Annotated in this window: 20 protein-coding genes and 1 pseudogene; 4 read left to right on the forward strand and 17 right to left on the reverse strand. The window is 35.8% G+C overall.

Features of this window, described 5'->3' with window-relative positions; genetic code table 11:
- Window positions 1-4: 4 nt before the first annotated feature.
- Window positions 5-355, reverse strand: coding sequence for a hydrogenase maturation nickel metallochaperone HypA/HybF (locus BUB77_RS23820; protein ID WP_073279567.1), 351 nt, complete (start codon window positions 353-355; stop codon window positions 5-7).
- Between the two features lies 1 nt (window position 356).
- Window positions 357-3011, reverse strand: coding sequence for an FAD-dependent oxidoreductase (locus BUB77_RS23825; RefSeq protein WP_073279569.1), 2655 nt, complete (start codon window positions 3009-3011; stop codon window positions 357-359).
- 218 nt (window positions 3012-3229) lie between these two features.
- Between BUB77_RS23825 and BUB77_RS23830 the strand changes: the two genes are divergently transcribed.
- Window positions 3230-3775 carry a TetR/AcrR family transcriptional regulator gene (locus BUB77_RS23830; protein ID WP_073279571.1) on the forward strand — a complete coding sequence of 182 codons (546 nt, stop codon included), beginning with the start codon at window positions 3230-3232 and terminating at the stop codon, window positions 3773-3775.
- 512 nt (window positions 3776-4287) lie between these two features.
- Here the strand turns inward: BUB77_RS23830 and BUB77_RS30920 are convergent.
- Entirely contained in the window at window positions 4288-4419 is a 132-nt protein-coding gene (locus tag BUB77_RS30920; RefSeq protein ID WP_084124658.1) for a Fic family protein, read from the reverse strand.
- 151 nt (window positions 4420-4570) lie between these two features.
- Between BUB77_RS30920 and BUB77_RS23840 the strand changes: the two genes are divergently transcribed.
- Window positions 4571-5020: a DUF1569 domain-containing protein gene (locus BUB77_RS23840; protein ID WP_073279573.1), complete on the forward strand. Its 450-nt coding sequence runs from the start codon at window positions 4571-4573 to the stop codon at window positions 5018-5020.
- Window positions 5021-5131: 111 nt separating this feature from the next.
- On the opposite strand, the pseudogene BUB77_RS23845 reads toward BUB77_RS23840, so the two are convergent.
- Window positions 5132-5218, reverse strand: a pseudogene (locus BUB77_RS23845) (DUF3852 family protein); the annotation flags it as partial.
- Window positions 5219-5274: 56 nt separating this feature from the next.
- On the opposite strand from BUB77_RS23845, the gene BUB77_RS23850 reads away from it, so the two are divergent.
- Entirely contained in the window at window positions 5275-5454 is a 180-nt protein-coding gene (locus BUB77_RS23850) for a hypothetical protein (protein WP_139241305.1), read from the forward strand.
- A 65-nt stretch (window positions 5455-5519) separates the two neighbouring features.
- Here the strand turns inward: BUB77_RS23850 and fliB are convergent, their stop codons facing one another.
- The 13 genes from fliB to BUB77_RS23905 all read right to left on the reverse strand — a co-directional run bounded on the left by fliB (window position 5520) and on the right by BUB77_RS23905 (window position 17874).
- Window positions 5520-6656, reverse strand: a complete 1137-nt coding sequence (gene fliB, locus BUB77_RS23855) for a flagellin lysine-N-methylase (RefSeq protein WP_084124660.1) — start codon at window positions 6654-6656, stop codon at window positions 5520-5522.
- An 85-nt stretch (window positions 6657-6741) separates the two neighbouring features.
- On the reverse strand, window positions 6742-7017 hold the full coding sequence (locus BUB77_RS23860; RefSeq protein ID WP_139241306.1) for a hypothetical protein: 276 nt from the start codon (window positions 7015-7017) through the stop codon (window positions 6742-6744).
- A gap of 231 nt (window positions 7018-7248) precedes the next feature.
- A complete protein-coding gene (locus tag BUB77_RS23865) occupies window positions 7249-7740 on the reverse strand; it encodes a GNAT family N-acetyltransferase (protein WP_073279579.1) in 492 nt (163 codons plus the stop codon).
- 691 nt (window positions 7741-8431) lie between these two features.
- Complete coding sequence (locus tag BUB77_RS23870; protein ID WP_073279581.1) at window positions 8432-8998, reverse strand: GNAT family N-acetyltransferase; 567 nt, start codon at window positions 8996-8998, stop codon at window positions 8432-8434.
- Between the two features lie 361 nt (window positions 8999-9359).
- The gene (locus tag BUB77_RS23875) at window positions 9360-10007 is read right to left on the reverse strand and encodes a DUF5710 domain-containing protein (RefSeq protein ID WP_073279583.1); all 648 of its coding nucleotides are present in this window, start codon (window positions 10005-10007) and stop codon (window positions 9360-9362) included.
- A gap of 668 nt (window positions 10008-10675) precedes the next feature.
- Window positions 10676-11650 carry a hypothetical protein gene (locus tag BUB77_RS23880; RefSeq protein WP_073279585.1) on the reverse strand — a complete coding sequence of 325 codons (975 nt, stop codon included), beginning with the start codon at window positions 11648-11650 and terminating at the stop codon, window positions 10676-10678.
- Window positions 11651-11655: 5 nt separating this feature from the next.
- Entirely contained in the window at window positions 11656-12468 is an 813-nt protein-coding gene (locus BUB77_RS23885; protein WP_073279587.1) for a hypothetical protein, read from the reverse strand.
- Window positions 12469-12873: 405 nt separating this feature from the next.
- Window positions 12874-14550 (reverse strand): recombinase family protein, encoded by a 1677-nt coding sequence (locus BUB77_RS23890; protein WP_073279589.1) that lies wholly within the window; start codon window positions 14548-14550, stop codon window positions 12874-12876.
- Window positions 14551-14680: 130 nt separating this feature from the next.
- Window positions 14681-14824, reverse strand: coding sequence for a hypothetical protein (locus BUB77_RS30120; RefSeq protein WP_170866734.1), 144 nt, complete (start codon window positions 14822-14824; stop codon window positions 14681-14683).
- A gap of 17 nt (window positions 14825-14841) precedes the next feature.
- Entirely contained in the window at window positions 14842-15972 is a 1131-nt protein-coding gene (locus BUB77_RS23895) for a hypothetical protein (RefSeq protein ID WP_073279591.1), read from the reverse strand.
- A 315-nt stretch (window positions 15973-16287) separates the two neighbouring features.
- On the reverse strand, window positions 16288-16434 hold the full coding sequence (locus BUB77_RS30125) for a hypothetical protein (RefSeq protein WP_170866735.1): 147 nt from the start codon (window positions 16432-16434) through the stop codon (window positions 16288-16290).
- A gap of 13 nt (window positions 16435-16447) precedes the next feature.
- Complete coding sequence (locus BUB77_RS23900; protein ID WP_073279593.1) at window positions 16448-17065, reverse strand: hypothetical protein; 618 nt, start codon at window positions 17063-17065, stop codon at window positions 16448-16450.
- A 17-nt stretch (window positions 17066-17082) separates the two neighbouring features.
- Complete coding sequence (locus BUB77_RS23905) at window positions 17083-17874, reverse strand: Rep family protein (RefSeq protein ID WP_073279595.1); 792 nt, start codon at window positions 17872-17874, stop codon at window positions 17083-17085.
- A gap of 993 nt (window positions 17875-18867) precedes the next feature.
- Between BUB77_RS23905 and BUB77_RS23915 the strand changes: the two genes are divergently transcribed.
- Window positions 18868-19575, forward strand: a complete 708-nt coding sequence (locus BUB77_RS23915; RefSeq protein WP_073279599.1) for a hypothetical protein — start codon at window positions 18868-18870, stop codon at window positions 19573-19575.
- Window positions 19576-19641 lie beyond the last annotated feature (66 nt).

Below are 19641 nucleotides of genomic sequence, written 5' to 3' on the forward strand. Positions count from 1 at the left end.
TGCATTACTCCCACAGAATCTGGATTTCCTTGATAAGAAAATCCCGTCCCGAAAGGACCTCCTTTTCATATTCGTGACAAACCGGACAGAACCCACCATTTTGAACTACATTATAGTCTGCTCCACACGTTTTACATTTTCCAATTCCTTCACTTCTCTCGATAATCAATTTGCAGTCCTCAAACATCGGTTTATCTTCAATCATCAGAGGAAAATAATCTATCATAAAACTAGGTATTATGGAACATAATTCTCCGACATCTAATACAATAGCCGATACTTTAGGGATCTGATTGGCTGAAGCTATTTGCTCTACCTCGTCGACCACTTGCAGCATTACATTTAATTCATGCATGTTATATATCCTTATTTGCTGTATCTTTCACTTTTCTAACAGCAATCTTTCCCGCTCTCTTAACAATGTTTAGCGCAAGTCTTACCGGGAGCTTCTCATAGGACGTGCCATAATGGGAAGATACCTTGGAAAGTGTAATGGCATCGAACTTACATCTGGTGGTACATAATCCACATCCAATACATCTTGTCTGATCGACTCTCGCTGCACCACACTCTAAGCAACGTGATGTCTCCTTTTTGACTTGTTCGTCTGTCAGTATTCCTCGTTCGTCTGCAAAGGTCAGCCTCATCTCTGGAATGCCCTTGGCAGACTGACGGCTTGGTCTGTCATAGCTATCTACTACAATGTTCTCTTTATCAATTTCTATGAATTCCCTGCGATCTCGTCCAATTAATAAATCATGGCCTTTATGTACGTATCGGTGTAATGACTCTGCTCCACTTTTGCCTGCGCTTATAGCATCAATGGCAAATCTTGGGCCAGAATAAGAATCTCCACCAACAAAAATATCTGATTCTGCAGTCTGATATGTAAAACCATCTGCCTTTACTGTCATATTACTATTTAGTTCAACCTTGGTTCCTTCAAGAAGTCTACCCCATTCAATTGACTGACCAACAGAGAGAAGAACATTCTCACATTCAACAGTCACTACGTCATTTTCATCATACTGTGGATTGAATCTTCCATCTGTATCCTTTACAGATAGGCAACGCTTAAACTCAATTCCACACACCTTTCCATCTTTTGTGAGGATTTTCTTAGGTCCCCAGCCTGGATTTATATTTATATTCTCATCCTCGGCTTCTGCAACTTCATCAGCCGATGCTGGCATGATGTCTCTGGTCTCAAGGCAGTATAGGGAAACTTCTTTGCCGCCTGCCCTTAGTGCTGTACGAGCCACATCCACTGCAACATTGCCGCCACCAATGACCACGGTTCTACTTGATAAGTCTACATTCTTTCCACTATTAATGGTTCTTAAGAAATCTACTCCTGAGAGAACGCCGTTTGCATCTTCTCCCTCAACTCCAATTCCTCTTCCACCTTGTGCTCCTATAGCTATGAAAAATGCTTTATATCCCTGATTACGTAATTCTTCTATTGTCACGTCTTCTCCGACGTTCACTCCATACTTAAAGTGTACTCCCAGCTCATCAAGTACCTTGATTTCAGCATCAATAACATCCTTTTCAAGACGGAAAGAAGGGATTCCATAGCGTAGCATTCCGCCTGTTTTTTTCTCACGTTCAAACACTGTTACGGCATGGCCATAAACAGCTGCATAATATGCACAGGAAAGACCCGCTGGCCCACTACCGATTATGGCCAGTTTTTTGCCTTCATAAAATTTCTTCTTTGGCACAAAGCGACTCTCACTGTTGATCTCTTGATTGGCAATAAACTTCTTAACGTCATCGATTGCTACAGGATCTGTGATATTTCCTAAGGTACAAGCCTCTTCACAACGATGATTGCAAATCCGTCCGCAAACAGCTGGTAGCGGGTTCTCTTGTTTAATAAGTTCTAAGGCATCCATATATTTTCCCTGTCCAGCAAGCTTTAAGTATGCCTGAACGGAAATGTGAGCTGGGCAGTTTGTCTTGCATGGTGAAGTGCCCGTCTCTTTAACAATATTCTTTTTATTGGTTCTGTAATCTAAAGTCCATTTATCTTTACCCCATACATGATCATCTGGTGAGATATTTTCAGAAATCTTCACTGGATTCTTCTGACAGATTTTTTGTCCTAATTTCGCCGCATTCATTGGACATACTTCCATACACTGTCCACAGGCAACGCATTTTGACATATCTACTGTTGCTATAAAGTTGGATTTCATCATATTCGGAGTATCCACTAATCGAGCCGTTCTAAATGCCAAACAGGTATCAGGATGACAGTTGCAGATGAACAAGGAATTCTTAGGTCCATCTATATTGGTCACTTCATGAACATAACCCATATCCTCCGCTCTATGCAAAATGTCATAAACCTCTTCCTTTGTCACTCTTCTGGAACGATTGGTTCTGATACATGACTCAGCAAAGTCTCCTACCTGGATGCACCACTCCCCTTCCATATCTGCACCAATATCTCCTCTGATTGCGGCACTACGACGGCACTGACATGCCCCAACGGACAGACTTGGATAATATTTATCTACCCAGTATTTAATTTCTTCAATTTCGATCTTTCGCGGCTCCGCTTCGATGGCCTTTGCAACAGGTAGCGTGATTACAAGTCCATTACCTTTAGGAAAAAATCGTGCAAACCCTTTTGTTAGATTCTCCACATAGTCCGAGAATGCATATGCTATCTCAGGATGCCCCTCGATTTGCTCTTTATTTAAAACCATCAATTCCATACTTCCTGGTGCAAAGATTGGAAGTTTCAGTTTATCTCCTTCGTACTCCAGAACACCGATCATAGCCATCTCATCCGCTAAACATTTTGCCTTCTCTTCCGGCATTTTGGCTCTCTTTGCAATTTCTCTATAGCAGTATGGTGTTCTTACTTTCATTGCCAGACCAATTGTGATCATATCATCTGTCAGAATATGCTCGAGCAACTTGTATTCGGGATCTTCTTCGGTACAGTGAAGATTCAGCATATTGACATGCTCGACGAATTTAATTAGATTTTTTCTCATCGTAATACCTTTCTGTTTTTATTTTGATAATATTTTATCAAAGTAAAAAGGAAGAAAATATACTCTCAAACCAAAGTGGGACACAACCATTAAAAATGTTGCCATATTTTTTAAATATGCAACATTTTTTTGATTCTGTACCATTTAAATGTAGATTTTTCATTTCGTTTAAACTAAAATATAGCTAAAAAGCACTTACAAAGGAGATGCGCTACGATATGACCGGAAAAAAACGTAACTTAAATAAAAACTCTTTTTCAAAAGAATGCCTGTTTACTGCTCTACTTCACTTATTAGGAAAAAAGACGTTATGTAATGTGACCGTTTCAGAACTGGCACAAGAATCCGGCGTCTCCCGCAGCACTTTCTATCGCAACTATGACTCTGTATTAGATGTTGTACAAGATTATCTCACTCTATATCCATTCGGCACTGTTGACGAGAATTTTGCGAAGCCTGCTCTGTACAACTTTAAAGAGCGAATCTATGACTCCCTTACCGCTTTAAAAGAAAACAAGATTCTCCTTGATCGCCTGATGGAAGCGCACTTAGAAATCATGATCTACAATAATTTTGACAAACTGATCAAAGGCTTATGCCGTGAACGCGCCTACGATTTAGGTTATCGCTCCGAATATGAACTGACCGCTTTTAGCGGGATGTATTTCGCAATCTGCTACAAATGGATATCCGAAGGCATGAAAGAAAGTGTGGAAGAAATGACCGCTATCTCATATGATGTATTAAATAATTTCCCCAGATAGATAATTGCAACGAATGGAGTACACTGCGTGTAACGGTTGTGTTTAGTTAAGTTAATGTACTCTAAAGAAATATATATACGATGCAGCTGATGCTCATATAGTGTTCTCGGAACAGTAATCTGAAGCTAGCGGCGGTATTCTTGCCACTGAAAAGGAGCTGCAACGGATGAATAAACTAATTACACCATTGATTAAAAATGGTCAGTCTGCACATAAGGTCTACATACACTACGTAAATGAGCTCATGTGTAGTGAAATAACACTTTACATAATAATTGTGACAGATTAAGAAAGTTCTTCATTAGTAGGGATTTTTAGTTTTTGGCCAACCTTTATAATGTTCGGATTGTTAATATTATCCTTATTGGCATTGAAAATAATATTGTCATGCATTTTTCTAAGTCCCAAGTACATATTGCATATACGATGATATTGCAAAACAGGTATGATTCCAGTCTATGCAACTTTGACATCCTTGAATATTCTGTTTAAATAGTTGATGATATAGCTATTCATCTTAGAAATGTCCTGCCATTACCATCTTGAAACGGAGGGATTCCAACAAATTCCGTAGGGGTCCAAGCTGCCAGTTCAATTGGGTTCAAATCTTTCTTATAAATTAAATCTGCAAAGAATTCCTTTATCCCCCTTCTTTTATGAAGCTATTTATGAAACGGTGACAAATTTTTTTATTCTTTTAATTTTTAGAGTAGAATCAGTTTCTTTTTTTAAGAAAATGAAGTATTATTTAAATTGAATCAGAACAACATATATTTGAAAAGTGAGATAGTATATATGAAAGTAAAAATTAATTCTTCCTCATTGGAGGATGCTGAAGAAAACCTCCTCCGTTTAAAGAATTCCAGAGACGTAAAATGCCCTAATTGGAATGTCAGTGAAATCTGTCAGCATTGCGCGCAGAGCATCAACTATTCTATGACTGGATACCCACAGCTTAAACCGGCTTTGATTCGAGCGACGGTCGGTCGGGCTGCTATTCACAAATTTCTTCGTCAGGGATACATGAAGCATGACCTTACCGCTCCTGTGCCGGGAGGTTCGAAACTTGATGCAAGCCGCAATTCGGAGGAAAGTGTCGACGAATTGCTCTCTACCATTGAGAAATTTCGTTCCTATTCCGGTCAGCTTCTGCCCCATCTATTGTTTGGGAAATTGAGCAAAGACGAATATGACTCATATTTTGCTATGCATATTGCGGATCATCTAAACGAGCTGATTTTTTGATTCGCGCGGCCGAGTGGAGGCAGTTCAGCGGTTTAAACATAATATAAAACCTGTACCCAGCTTTATGAGCAGACATATTCTGAAAATACGTGAATTTACCTGCTCTTTCTGTCACATTTCCAAGATGTCCCAGATATAGAGCGGAGCCGTCAGCGTAAATGCAAGGCAGGTAAATAAAATCGCAGGTGCCGCCCATTCAATTAGAATATCCTATAATTAGAGGTACTTCCCTCATTCAGAATGAGGGAAGTACCTTGAAAGAATTAAAAATTCCTTTACTTAATGTTAATGATAGAGATAGTCCTTTTTATGTAATCGTCAAATGGGAAGATAGAGAAAGGATAGTACAAGATTTATCTGATACTGTTTACCATGAAGAGACTGTATTCAAAAGGTGTTGGAAAGTTTTCTGCAGTCCGGCATCAAAAGTATAACCCCTGTGGCAAAGCATATTGACACGTTCTTTAAGTAATGGCTCGGTGATATCAGATTATTCACCTTATTCCGCTCCAATAAGCAAAGCCAAATATCCCCATTCCCATATTAAGTTTTCAAAGCTTTTATCCAGATATTCAAAGATATCTTCTTGGTCATATCCCATCATTCGTGATATAACAACAATATAATTACGTACCACCGTATAAGACAGTTTTTCTTGTTCATCAAGTAACCAACTTAGAAAGATTGAGTGCCTCATTATCGCATATTCCATAGCAATCCACTGAATCATAACAACCATACTTTCCAAATCCGATTCTGGCATCAGACTATTTGAGAAAATTTCTACAACAAGGTAATTACGAAATAACTTTTCATAAGAAGAAAACTGCTTTTCGAATTTCTTTAATTGTACGACCATTTTACGCTTATCATAGTCTCTCGATAAGTTTTCCGCTATCACAGCTATTGGTTCCAGATAACTGGTATATAGCTCTTGTTTTCGATAATTTTCAGCTATGTCTAAAAAAAGTTCATTATTTTCTTCAAAAGTATCTAAACTTAGAAATTGCATGTTATCTATGGTATCTGATAATTCTTTTAAAACAGCTTTTTCCTTATATTCGTCTATCCCTTTTTTTGATACAGATTCTTTTTGATAAATATCCAGAAGAATATAAAAAATCATCATCACACTTTTTGAAATAGAAAATTGCTGATTTTGTATAATAGTAATCATCATAGTTCGAATCTGCAACAAAATGTCTTCATCCATAATAAACATATTCTTCGTAAAACAAATTTTATCCTGCTGATTCATCAAATCCACAACTTCTGGGCAGCAGGATACCAAAGAATATTCTTTTCTATCTGCATATTCGTGTATCTGCCTTGGGAAAATCGCACAGGTTTCAGACAAAACTCCATCTCCAAAATTCAATACTAGTTTGCAAAGTTTCTGTTCATTTAAGAATGGACACTGCTTCTGTTCATTCAAGGCAATGACGCGTGTGCCATCTTTTTGTTTTACATATTGATCTAAATAACTATTGTTTTGCTTTGTTAAGCTTAAGCGATTCCATTTTATATAAGTCTCATCATCTACTGCAATCTTCCACTCTTGACAACAAGTAAACGAACACTTGTCTGCAATGCAGGTAAAAGTGTCATAGTAGTCCGTTTTGATTTCTTTCTTCATAATCATCTCCTAAAGTACACTGACAAAGTCATTTTGTATACTACTTATTATCTCTGTGCTTCATATAAATCTAGTATATACTATTTTATTGTTTTTTCAAATAACCCATAGACTGTGATTGTTCCAATAATTGCTCCTTGGAGATTGAGGAGTTAATAAATGTCTCATATTCCAAATTCTCTTCATGATCCAAATACACTATGGACCCATCATCTTCATACAAACATATGGGGTCGCCCCAACCAGTTGAGCCTATATATTTGTAACTGCTAAGATCTTCTTCCATCCCATATTTCTCACAAATGGATGGCAAACCTGCACAAAATGATAGTGATGGTGCTGCGCTAACTTTTTCGTTCATTCTTATTTTCGACTTAATTTTACTACTGTCTCAACGTGGCTCGAGAGGACATATTGATGTCATTATAACCCTCAGTCGGTGGAAACATATTGATTAATTTTAAATCCATTGTTTATTTATAAACCGATTAATGATTCTTATAAAAAACGGCATATCTCAAAATCTGATTATCTAGAATTTTTAAGATATACCGCTTCCTTTCAATCGTAGTATAAAATAACTTTTATTTTATTATAGTTTGCGTTTGAGCCAGTAATAAAATTCATCCGTTTCATGCGTCTTTTCAAACCCAAGCTTCTCGAGTACACATATAGATGCAATATTATCTTTTTCTGTTTCTGCAATGACACCTGCAACTCCCATTTCATTGAGTGCCCAAATGATAAGACGTCCACTTCCCTCAGTTGCATATCCGCAACTTTGCATATTATCACATATGCCATAACCTATCTCCACATAATCGAAATCATTAGGTGTACCTTTAAATAGGCCACCGCCGATAACTCTGTTATCTGACTTGTCATAATAAGTCCAAGTCCTGTACCAGATTAAGTCCTCTTTCTTAAATTTGCCCTCATCGGCAAGCGCGTTGTGATAACGATATGCACCACAAAAGTCTTTAGCCAGCTCATCACCATTTTCGGCAGCCAGGCACATGGCCTCGTAAGTTTCACAAATCAATAGTAAACGTTCTGTTTCCAATTTTAATTTTAAATCACACATATATGCTCCTTCTCATTGATCTTTGCTAATTAATAGTTTTTAAATACTGCTAATATTGCAGATATTTAATCAAAATCCTCCACGCTGAAGGTATTAGATTGTCCCTAACTTATGAGACATTCAAGCAAAAAGCCATAGTATATACTTATATACTATGGCAGTAAGATCAATGAAAAGAATCAGCCACATCTATAAAAGGATATACTTCTAGCCATAAAAATGGGTAAAAATTATATTCTTTTTTATTGACATGGCATTCCCTCGCTTTAATAATTATATAATATTTATACCATAGAATTATTTTCGAGTCAAATGTATTATTTCCAAATTGCTTCCATTATATTGACATATAACCTGTCTCCTCAACTCGATCAACATTACCCGTTATCTAATCTGTCAACTCAACCCTATCCATTTTTATGAGGTGGATATGTTCTCCCAAACAATAAAAAATAAGGGTTTCTCGGCACAGGAACCTCCGCTCTCATACTACTGCGAAAATCCCAATGCTTGGAATCCCTTTATTTTAAGCCTTTTTAGTCCGATCTATTTCTGCACCCTTGATATCAATACCACTGTCTCCACGTGCCTTGAGGCGTCAAAAAAGATGCCACCCTCTCTGGTACCCCTTGGCGGTGAGTTTTTGTTATTACGCGAATTCGACATAATGAGATTCAATGCTTCGTGGAAATCACTTCTCATTCTTAATGAATTCCTTTTTTGTAATCGCATAACAAATTTCCGAATCAGTATTTTCTGCGGATAATTCAAATCTTCGAACCGTAGGAACTCTTTTCATGATAGTTTTTTCAAGTACTCGCCCAGATTTAGGATTATCTTTTCTATGATATGCTTCAAGTTTATTAAAATCCGAATTAAAAAACATAAACTCTATCACAGCATTTAATGCTTCTAAGGCATATCTGTTTCCCCAATAATGTTCACCAATGCAATACTCTATTTCTGCCGTTGCAACTTCTTCATATACTCGACAAAATGCAATCTGTCCAATATTTACATGGTTCTCTTTTAAATTAATTGCCCATTTATAAAAACCATCGTCTTCGTAATTCAAAATCCACTTATTAAGAAATTCCTGCACTTGTTCCATAGAAGAATAGACCGGTTCTCCATAGTCTAACTGAATGTTAGGATTTGATGCCCAATTGTTATACACCTCAATTGCATCATCACATTTAAATTTTCGCAAAATTAATCGTTCCGTCTTAATGGTCTGAGTCCCTATATGTCTGAACATGTTTTTGCCTCCCTTATTAAGAGCTAGCAGATACCACCAGCTACAAACTATCGTTCTTTTATCTTCTCGAGGGTATCTCATGACACGGTTTCCATAGCTATGCAAAACCTACTATTTGCCAGGACTTATTGCCTTTCAAGCAGGCCGACGCTTTCTACATGCCTTGAGGAGATAAAAAAGATGACCATTGAACCTAGTCCCACTCCTTGACAGCAGGGTAATGTTTAAACATTTAACCATATATTGATACCATTCCGAACAATACCGAGTATATTTCAACTCCGTATGAAATATACTGTATACCCGAATCAGCTACTGTTATCAGCCACCAAATCAATAATAGAATGCAAAATCAATCTTACTATTTCATTTGAAAATCTTGAATCTGAGCAAACTTTTTTATTAATGAATCAGCTGAGCTCCATCCAATATCAGCTTCAGTAACAATATCATGTTCTAACTTTACCTTATAAAGTTTTAATGCTTGAGCTTTTTCACGGGAATCGATGAAAAATGGACTGTCAACCTCTTCATACAGGAAAAACTGACCTTGCAATGCCTTACAGTGTGAACAATGGTTTGCCATGTAGGAGTCTTGTACCGCATGTGAATACCCCATATGAAATCCATATTTGTCACACAGGAAACTTAGTATTTCTTCACTTATCGGTGAAATCATAGATGCAATATGTATTTCATTATCACTCCATTCAAAATTCTGATCTACATTGGCAAAAACAGTTTCATCAATCAAAGTACAATATTTTTCTACTCCGAAAGCAACAACCTCCGTATCTTTGCCACATTTATAGCATTTTCGGGTACCAACAACGATATAGAAGTGATCACATAAGATATAAACCTCTTCTTCGTCTTTGAGAATCCACTTAAGAAATTTCGGATAATCCTTCTGGTTTCTTACATACCACTTTTTTCGTTCAGCATCCCACCAAGCCCCTAATTGTTTCGCTTCATCCTTTTCTTGAAAAGGAACATCCAAATAAATCACTTTATATGACCTCCAGAATCATTTATTATTATCGTATTCTTTAATTACGTATAAAGACAGAAGAATTAAAACTCAATATCCTAAAAAGTATACTTATTTAATATTATATTTATCACATAACAAATTCTCATATATGCAAATTCTAAATTAAAATAATCTCTGGTGTTCTTACATCTATCAATTTTCAAGGATTAGTAGGCAAATGCTTTAACAATGCCTTGAGGAGATAAAAAGATGCTGCTTAGACCTATCTCCCCCTTGGTGAGAGGGTATATTTTAATAACAGTTGTATTAGTTCCTTGCTTCTTGCAAAGGGAAATATAGTCATCATAAGCAGCTTCTATCTTTTTACGAGCACAACTATATACTTCTATATCCTTTCAATCAGGCAGCATACTTCTGAATGCCTTGAGTGCGTAAAAAAGATGTCGCACCCCTCTGGTATCCCCTTGGCGGAAAGGTATACTTCAGAAACAGCCGTCTGGACAGGTAATTTTTTGTAGGTTTGGCGACTGATTGTGCGTTACATCTCAAGGTGAACTGTAAGCAATAAAGCCCTCAAAAGCGTATTGACCTCTTGAAGGCTTTATTCGGTACAATTAACTATTCTTGTCAGATTCCTCAATAACATCAGAAACAAGTCAAGACAAAAATCTAGCGCACCAGATTTAGAAAGTATATGTAAAACCTTGAGTATAGCTGTGAATGCTCCGTATTGTTAACAGGACTAATTCAATATACATCTTTGCGCTATGAGTTGTTAAATCCCAACGTTCCATTGTTCGCGCTTCTCTGCTATGACCTGCCATATTCCTAATATCGGCAATGGCAAGGCCTATGTTTTGCTGTTTATTATGTATCTTGTTATGATTAACATTTGACGCATCCCTGTTATTAAACAGTGCGTTTATAATTTCGGCAATACCATTTTTACGACTTACATCAATACCTACCGTAGGAGCTATTCTTCTAAGAAAATCTTCAAATGCCCGCCCTGCGCATTCTATAGAACCTCTTGCATCTGCTGAGCATTTTTTGTATGCGTCAACTAGTTCTTCAACCTCAGCGGAAGTTAATGTTGAAAATATGTCAGCACTTAGCGTATCACTTATATATATCCTAATCGCCATGTCATCAGCGAGGTTTAAATTTAATGTGTTGATTACTGATAACTGCGTTCTTATTGTTTCCTCTAAAGTAATGACATTCGCTGTGATTGTGAAAATACCTGTAGCAGTTCCCCATGATATAAATAAGTCTTTTAGAAAGTTGTGCTCTTTTCCTTCAAACTTATAAGACACATATACTTTTCTCGCAGATTCCTCGAGTGCCGCACCGTTCAAGTGATATTGAATAAATGTTATGAATGGCTCATACTCTTGTATGAATTTCCTCATTACATTCAGTTTTAATTCATTATTTGGTGTCCTGCCTAATGAATTAGCAAATGAATTTATATTTTCTTCTTCATCTATAATACTTAATAGCTTACATATTGCAAGGCAGCTTCTTACATAAGCCTCACTTTTACTTGTAAAGCGTCGCAATTCTTCAATATTTGACGAAGAGTTATTGTTTATATAGCATAACACATCAGCAATAAGCAGTAGAGGAACATTGTGGCTTGGAAGTCTAGTGGACATAATTTTTAGTCCTCCTCAAACTTACCATAAGCATATTTAAAGAAAGTCTTAATTTTTTCATCAGACCAATCGCTCATATCAACATTAATACTGATGTTTGGCATATTAACTGCACTTAAAGGCTTTTTAATTAGACTTACATTTTTTTCATCAGCGATGCTAACAGCTGGTGGATTTTCTTCACCTTCTTCCACAGATGAGGTATCAACTATACTTGCTTCAATAGTTTCTTTTTCTTGTGAATTTGTAGTCGTTTCAGGCTCAACAATAGGGTTTCTAGTAGCTTCTTGGCCCAAGCCTGAAATCTTAGCCTTAATATCTGTTGCCCATTCTATACGAGTTGAATTTTTACCTCTGCCAATTACGTATTTTCCAAATTCAATAAAATCAATTATACTCATAAAGAGTTTTGCTGCGTCTTCCATGTTTCGCTGTGTTGAACCATAATGAGCTTTGCCCCAAAAGTTTACTATTTCATCAATTTCAGTTTTGGTTACATCATCTTTTTTTAGCAAGCTAAATAGAAAGACTTCATAAGGAGGATAGTTCTTTAGTATTTTGATTATCTCAATTTTTTTATCGCTACCTTGAGAGTATGCAACTTCACGTCCCTCATTGGTAAAATCAAGGCTTTCATTTTCAATAAGGCTAAATGCTCGTAACGCTGATTTTGTATTTATGTATGCTGAATCGCCCTTTCCGAAAATTGCCTTTGCTTCATCTTCGTTTTTGTTCTTTCTTTTCAGTGTGTCTATGAGTGAGAGTATATTCTCTACTGTGGTATAAGCTGGTAAATTGTTATTGCTTCCTTTAGCCATAGAAGTTTCCCCTTTCATGTACAATTAATAACAATATCTTACATCAAGTATTTTTATTATTCAACAAAAAAGTGGTTCTACTACCACTTTTTTCAATTGATTATTGTTCCTATTGATATTTAGTAACCTTATTTTGTTTGTAAAACTCATTATCACACAAATATTTGCTATTACTCAACTAAATAATTGCTGTTTAGCCGCTCGCCAAAGTATTTTATAAAGCTTATCTTCTGCCATGTCCTGCAGTTGTACTGGTAACAGGCGTATATTTTTACCATCAATTATTTTGTCATTGATGAGTAAATGCCTAAATATTTGCATATCCAGTCGATATGTTCCCAAATACAAAAGCCATTGAATATCATCTACACACCCAATGGCTAAAACTATTGATACAACTAGGTTTCAACGTCTTTCCAGCCTTACCACGCATTCAACGTGAGTATCATTGTCCAAACTAATTTCCATGCTATCCGAAATGATAGGGAGCTTGAAAACGATGGACTTGAGCCATTGACCGTTAGTCTGTTCTTTTTCGAATACATTTATTTCTTTTATTAAAGTAGTAAGAAGGTCTCTTTTGTCATAATCTTCCATTATACCGTATAGTTTATTAAAGCAGATAAGTGTATTATATATATTTTGGCTTGTCAATATCTCTGCTTCAATAGACTTTTTTCTACTCTTACAATCTTTTAAACTAGTTTCGATATCGTCTATTTTATCATACTGCTTGTCTAGTCTATCTTGTAAGTCAGACAGCTTTCTATCGTAATGCTTATCGTCATAATCCAAGGTATCAATTTGATTTTCTAAGCTTCTTTTAGTACCGATATACTGTCCTAACTGTTTCTGTAAAACAGCAATTTCTTTTTCGACTTCCGCAGTGTCCGTTTTTATATTAATTTTCTCTTGCATAATTTTAGCAAATTTAGGATTACTAATCAATTTACTAATTATTTCTGCAACGGCATCATCTAGCGTATCCTCCGCTAACTGCTTGTTAAAGGTGCATTTATTCCCCCTTACAGGTATTCTATGCTTACAACCATAGTAGTAATAGTCTTTATAATGGCTTCCATCCTTTTTTCGCTTTACAGATTTATTTCCATACATACCACTATTGCATATAGGACACCGGAGAAGTCCAGACAAAAGATGTATTTTCTCGTCTTTCCCCTTGTTAACGTGTTCGTATAGCTTAGCCTGTTCTATTAACTTGTCCTGTGCCTGTTCCCATGTGTCTAAATCCACAATGGCGGTATGGATGCCGTCAAAAACCATGTAATCATTTTGTTTCACGATATGGAATTTATCCCTAGTTCCTGTAACTTTCTGGTTACTTCTACGACCATAAGCAATTTTTCCAACGTAAACTGGATTAGCCAATATCTGCCGGACTAGGTGGGCAGAAAATAAGGGACTGTTACCGTTTTGTCGTTCTATCTTCTTAATTCCATTTTGTTCTAAATACTTCGCAATTCCGTTTGCACCCATGCTTGTATTAACGTATTTGTTAAAAATTATGCGAACGGCTTCGGCTTCTGTTTCCTCAACTTCCAATTTGCCGTTAACTAATTTATAACCATATGGAGCAAATCCGCCGTTCCATTTTCCTTCTCTGGCTTTCTGCTTACGTCCTTCCATTGTCTGCACAAGTATATTCTCCCTCTCGATTTCGGAAACTGCCGACAATACGGATATCATCAATTTTCCGGCATCCTTCGAACTGTCAATGCCATCTTCCACACAAATTAAATTAACATTATAGTCCTGCATTCTCTGCAAGGAACTTAAAACATCTGCGGCATTTCTGCCAAATCGAGATAGTTTAAATACTAAAACATAGGAAACACCGTCTTTGTTGGTTTCTATATCCTCTAACATTTTAGAAAATTCTGGACGTCCGCCTATATTTTTGCCACTTTTTCCAGCGTCTTCGTATTCGCCGGCAATTAGGTAATTAAAAGCATTTGCATATTGGTAAATTCTTCCTTTTTGTGCATCTAAGCTGTAGCCGTCTACTTGCATGGATGTGGAGACTCTTGTATAAATGTATACTTTAACTTTATTATTTGCCATATTATCTCTCTCCTTTTTAGGTTTGGACATTAATCGCACTATCTAACTATTATATTAACAAATATTATAGTAATTTGCAATGTAAAATATCGCTGTTACGATACTTTTGTGTTAAAAAAAGACCAACAATCTAAACTGCTGGTCTTTGCGGTATGTCTGGTACATCCTGTTTATCTGGTAGTGGTGGTTCTGACAAAGCATCTAAATCAATCTTATCTGCATATTTTTCTAAAAGACTTCCCAAAAGGTCAGCCAGTCTATCCATATCATCCATGTAATAATCTCACTTTCCTAAAGGCTCATTTGATTTTCTTTGCTTTTTCTTTGGTGAGGGGCAAGGCTTTCATTCAGCTGTACATTAAGTTTATTAATGCTATGCAAGGAACTGCCAAGCGGTTTAGCTTTGTATTTCTGAAATTCTTCGTGTTCAGCAGTATTTAGATTATCGTATATCATTTTGGCTCTTGTAAGATACTGTGTTGCTGTGGCTTGCATATCGCTTATTTTAATCTTTTTTTCTTCCAACACTAAGGATTTATTATGTACATCAGTTTCAGCGTCAAAAACGGCTTTTTGAGCTTCTGAAAGGGCATTGGCTTTTTCCTTTATCTGTTCTTCTTTTTTTTCAATCTCTCGTTGTTTGTCAGCAAATTTTTGGTCTATCATTTCTTCTTTTGACATATTGTGTCGGGCATGGGGGACTGGGATGGTTTCAATATCCAAGCCATATTGCTTACAACAATCTAAAAAGATATTTCTTGCCATTTTATCGAATATCTGTTTACGGTTATTGTAACGACCTTTCTTTTTATTCGGTTCAGGGAGTGCTATGCCTGCCTGTTCAAGTGCCTTTTCTTGACCTATGCATAAAACACCATCATCATTGGTATAATGCCATACCCTACGCAACTGGATATGGGGCGGCGCAGTCTCATCAATATGAAAACTCATATTCATAACGGTAAAAGGATTCCCATGTAATGCATTCCACTTATTCAATTTTTTAATATAAAGATTAAACACCTGTAAAAAGGTTTTTTCGTCACAAGGATTTTCTACTTTTCCAATTTGCATATGTAATTCTTCCGGCAGATTAGAATCCATTTTGCACCATTCCTCAAAACTTTTGCAACGCTTGTATTGCCTACGGTCAATATATTTTTGGTTTGTATTTTGATACTGTTGATAAAACTTTTCTGTGTAAAACTTCTCTTCCACCTCTTCATAAGTCATTTTATTTTCTCTTTCGCTATGCCTATAAGTACCATCATAGATGTTGTAATAGGCATTATAAGGAGTTAAGTCAGCGTTGATATTATGTGCCTTTTCATAGTCATAATTGCGGTCATTATGACGGTTTGAAAAAGCCCCATATCGTCTTGACTTTCTACCACTGTGATGCGTTGCTCGTTGCTTCTCCATTAGTGTCCGCTCCTTTCTGTTAATAATCGAACATTTATTTGCTGTCTGTCTGCTCCAACTAATACCCCGTACTACTTGGAGCAAGCTCCAAGTATACCACTCCGCTCCGCTTCGTTCGGGGGGGCTTTAGGGAACTGCATTCCCTCGCGACGCTCACCCTTGCCTACCGCACTTCTTATTTATCTAACCAGTATTCTTTACTGGTTAGATAAATAATCCGTTTGGTCAAAATTCTATATCATCCTTTGATTTCTTGATTAAAAAATTGATATCCGCTCCAGAATCAACATTATATTGATTGGATGCTTTTGCAGATTAAGGTTCTAACCAACGCATTTGAAAGTAGTTATCAATTTGTTGTTCATAGAGGTTATCAGCGTCATTTACCTCTTTTTCACGTTTTTCTTTTAGATATTGGTTATATAAATAATCACACAGTTCTAACTCTTCTTCGTATGGCATATTTTTTCTCCTATTAAAATTCCGTTTGATTATTTTTGCGTCTCATGTTGGAATCGAATCCGCTATCTTCGGTATCGGTATCTGTATCTAAAGCCGAATTATCTAATGTTTCTCTTTTTGTTTCTGGTGCCGAATTGTTTTTATTATTAGAGAGGTTTAATATATTTTGCAACCAATTATCTAAAGCTTCAAAGCAGTCCAGTTGTGGCTCTGTTAATAATCCTATGTACTTTTCTTCATCCAAAAAATTTGTAACAGCATCTTTAAAATTTTTAAGTTTTGCATAATTAAATTTGTAAATTTTTATTTTAAAAATGCTATTTTTAGGAATTTTTGTTGTTCCTTTAATTAAATATTTAATCCAGTTCCGAAAGATTATAATTATTTCTAATACCTCTTTCTCTGCTTCTATGCTATAGCTAATAAAAATTAAGTCTTCTAATTCTTTAACAAGATGCTTCTTACTATTTAATTCTATACTTTTTATTTCTTTTTTTATCCCCTGTCTAGCAACATTAGACAGAGATAAATTATTTTGCAGACACACATCTTCCATATTTTGTCTTTCATTTTTATTTAATCTTATGTGTAAAAATGTGTCTTTTTTCTCTTTAAACTTAGGTCTTCCCATCTTTTTATTCTCCTTTTTTAATTTCCGTTTTTTGTCTTTTGCGGTTGGTGGCGAATTCCCCTTTGGTAACTTTCTTCTATGTATTTAATCTTGGCAGAAGACCTTATAGAGAAAGGTAAGTTATCGTAGAAATTTTGCCATGCGGAAACTCTGTCCATAGGCTTAGAATTTAAACCTAAGTTATAAGCCGTTTGGTCTAGGGCGGTTAGGAACTCTAATGTTGGCTTGGGACTTTTATCCAAATTTAATTTTCCATTTATTAGGCTTTCTATTTCGGTTTTGGATAAATTTGCGATAAATTCTTCTGGTTTGTACTCTGCTTTTCCATCTTTTATAGCTTGTGCAGAATTGTGTAATAAATATATTGCATTTTCCCTGTAACTTCCGCCTAAGCTTTCGCAACCTTTTTTAAAAAGGGTTGCGTCCTCTGGGTTTCTAAAGTGTATGTCTAGCATATTTAGTAAAGTAGAAATATGTATTCTTTTTTTGTAATTCTTAAACTTAATTATAAAATGTGCATGTGGCTTCTCCACAGAGGGTAGGAATGGGTCTTCTGCATCTGCCACAACATCCCGGGAGTGTATAATGGCAATAATAATAATTTCATTTTTGTCAAAATTTTCTATTATATTGTTAATAAGCTTCTGCATTTCTGCAACACTTTCTTCCATTTCTGTAAGCGTCTGGTCTGCTTTAACAAACTGTTCTAAGTAGACCTTAAGAGTAACTGCATTAACGGTGTTTCCAATGCTAAGGTGGTGTTTCTTAGATTTTTCCTGTCCTTGTTCCTTTTCCTTTTTCTGTCTCATTTTAAATTGTTCCTTTCTTTTGAAATTATTTCGCTTAATTGTTGCAATTATTGTATCACATTTATTTTTGTATAGTCAATATAGCTAGTTATTAGCTCATTTCAATCAATTAATGGCACACTTTTAAAAAATAATGTCGCAATGTCGATATTTTTTTTAGATTTTAATGGCACGCCATTAGTGTAAAACTGCTTATTTTACTATTTGTTTGAAATCGTTAAATATCTATAAACTTTATAAAGTAAAAATAAACTAGCTTGTTCCATACTGTTCCCGAATTTGTTTCCCATTCCTTCCGATTTGCCGTAGCTGGAAGGAATGGGAAGAGCGCACGTATGGCGGATTTTTTGGAATTCGAAATTTTTTTGTTCCCTTTGTTCCTTATATATTTTTGTCTGTAACACCTTTAAAGCCTTGTTATTACTGTATTTGTAGCTTGTTCCATATTTGTAATAATAATTTTCTAAAAGGTACTTAATAATAAACTTTCTTAAGAAAAACGGAACAATGGTACATTGTCGAGAAAAAGACCGTAAATACAATGTTTTTCTGTTCCGTTTTTTCAAATTTTTGTTCCGCTTTTTTTGTAAAAAACGGAACAAAAAAAGAGACATTCTGTTTTGACTAGAATATCTCTTTACAACGTTTTTGATTTCTTTTTATTTTTCCATATCTTTTAAAACATAATCACAAGCCTGTATTACGAACGAAGAAAAAGAAGTATCTTTGTCTTGGATAGCCTTGTTTATACGTTCTATTAAAGGGATTGGAAAACGTATAGTCTTGTTTTCGGTCTCTTTTCTGTTTGGTTTTAATTGAAAGCCCACTGCACTACCTCCTTTAGTTAAAATGGTAATGCATAATGACCAATAATGAAGCATTGCATTTTGTATTGCATATTTCATTGCACCGTAAAAAAATTTGTGGTAAAATGTGCAATGGTATATTATAATTTTAATCGAAATGCAAATGAAAAGAGAGGATAACAAGATTATGAAAAAGAAGTTAATGGTATTATTAATGGCAACAACGATGGCTATAGGCATATTGGGTGGTTGTGGGAAAGATAGTAAAACAACAAGCACAACAGGCAATTCAAATTTAAAGCAAATCACAGTCTCAGAAATGCTTGCAGACCAGATGAAAGAAAATGACGGAAAGGTTTATATGTTCACGGACACAATATCATCTTCATTTACCGTTGAAGGTCTGTTGGCAGAAGGTAGCTTAAAGCCGCATCTTTTTTGGATATATGATGGTTCTATTTTAAAATCAATGGTGAGTAGTGCACTCCCTGATACTTTTGCTGAAACATTATCAAATATAGCGACATTAAGAGAGAGCGAATCATACAACGTGGGATTATATGTTCTTACGAGAGATAGTCTTGACGGTAAATTTTACGAAGAGAATTTGCAAATCACTGATAAAGAGAACGGTATGACAAGAACTGGTCAGGCTCTAAAATTTTATTGTGAAAACGGTTATTCCTATCATATAACCATAGATGGCGAATCATATCTTGTGTTAGAGCAACGAGAAAAGACTTACACAGGCAATCGTAATTATATGATAATAAAGGATACTGACTATTCAAAAGACAAGAGTATTATGTTTGACACAGAAGTTAATTCAAACAAATCTTTCACAGATGATAACGGAGATGTAAAAGTGGTTGGTGCACCGGTTGTAATTGAATAGTGCAATCCAGATTATTCAATCTACATATACCCACTAGTCTACAGACAGAGCAATAAAACCCCCGGC

The sequence above is a fragment of the Anaerocolumna jejuensis DSM 15929 genome (assembly GCF_900142215.1).
Lineage (GTDB): Bacteria > Bacillota > Clostridia > Lachnospirales > Lachnospiraceae > Anaerocolumna > Anaerocolumna jejuensis.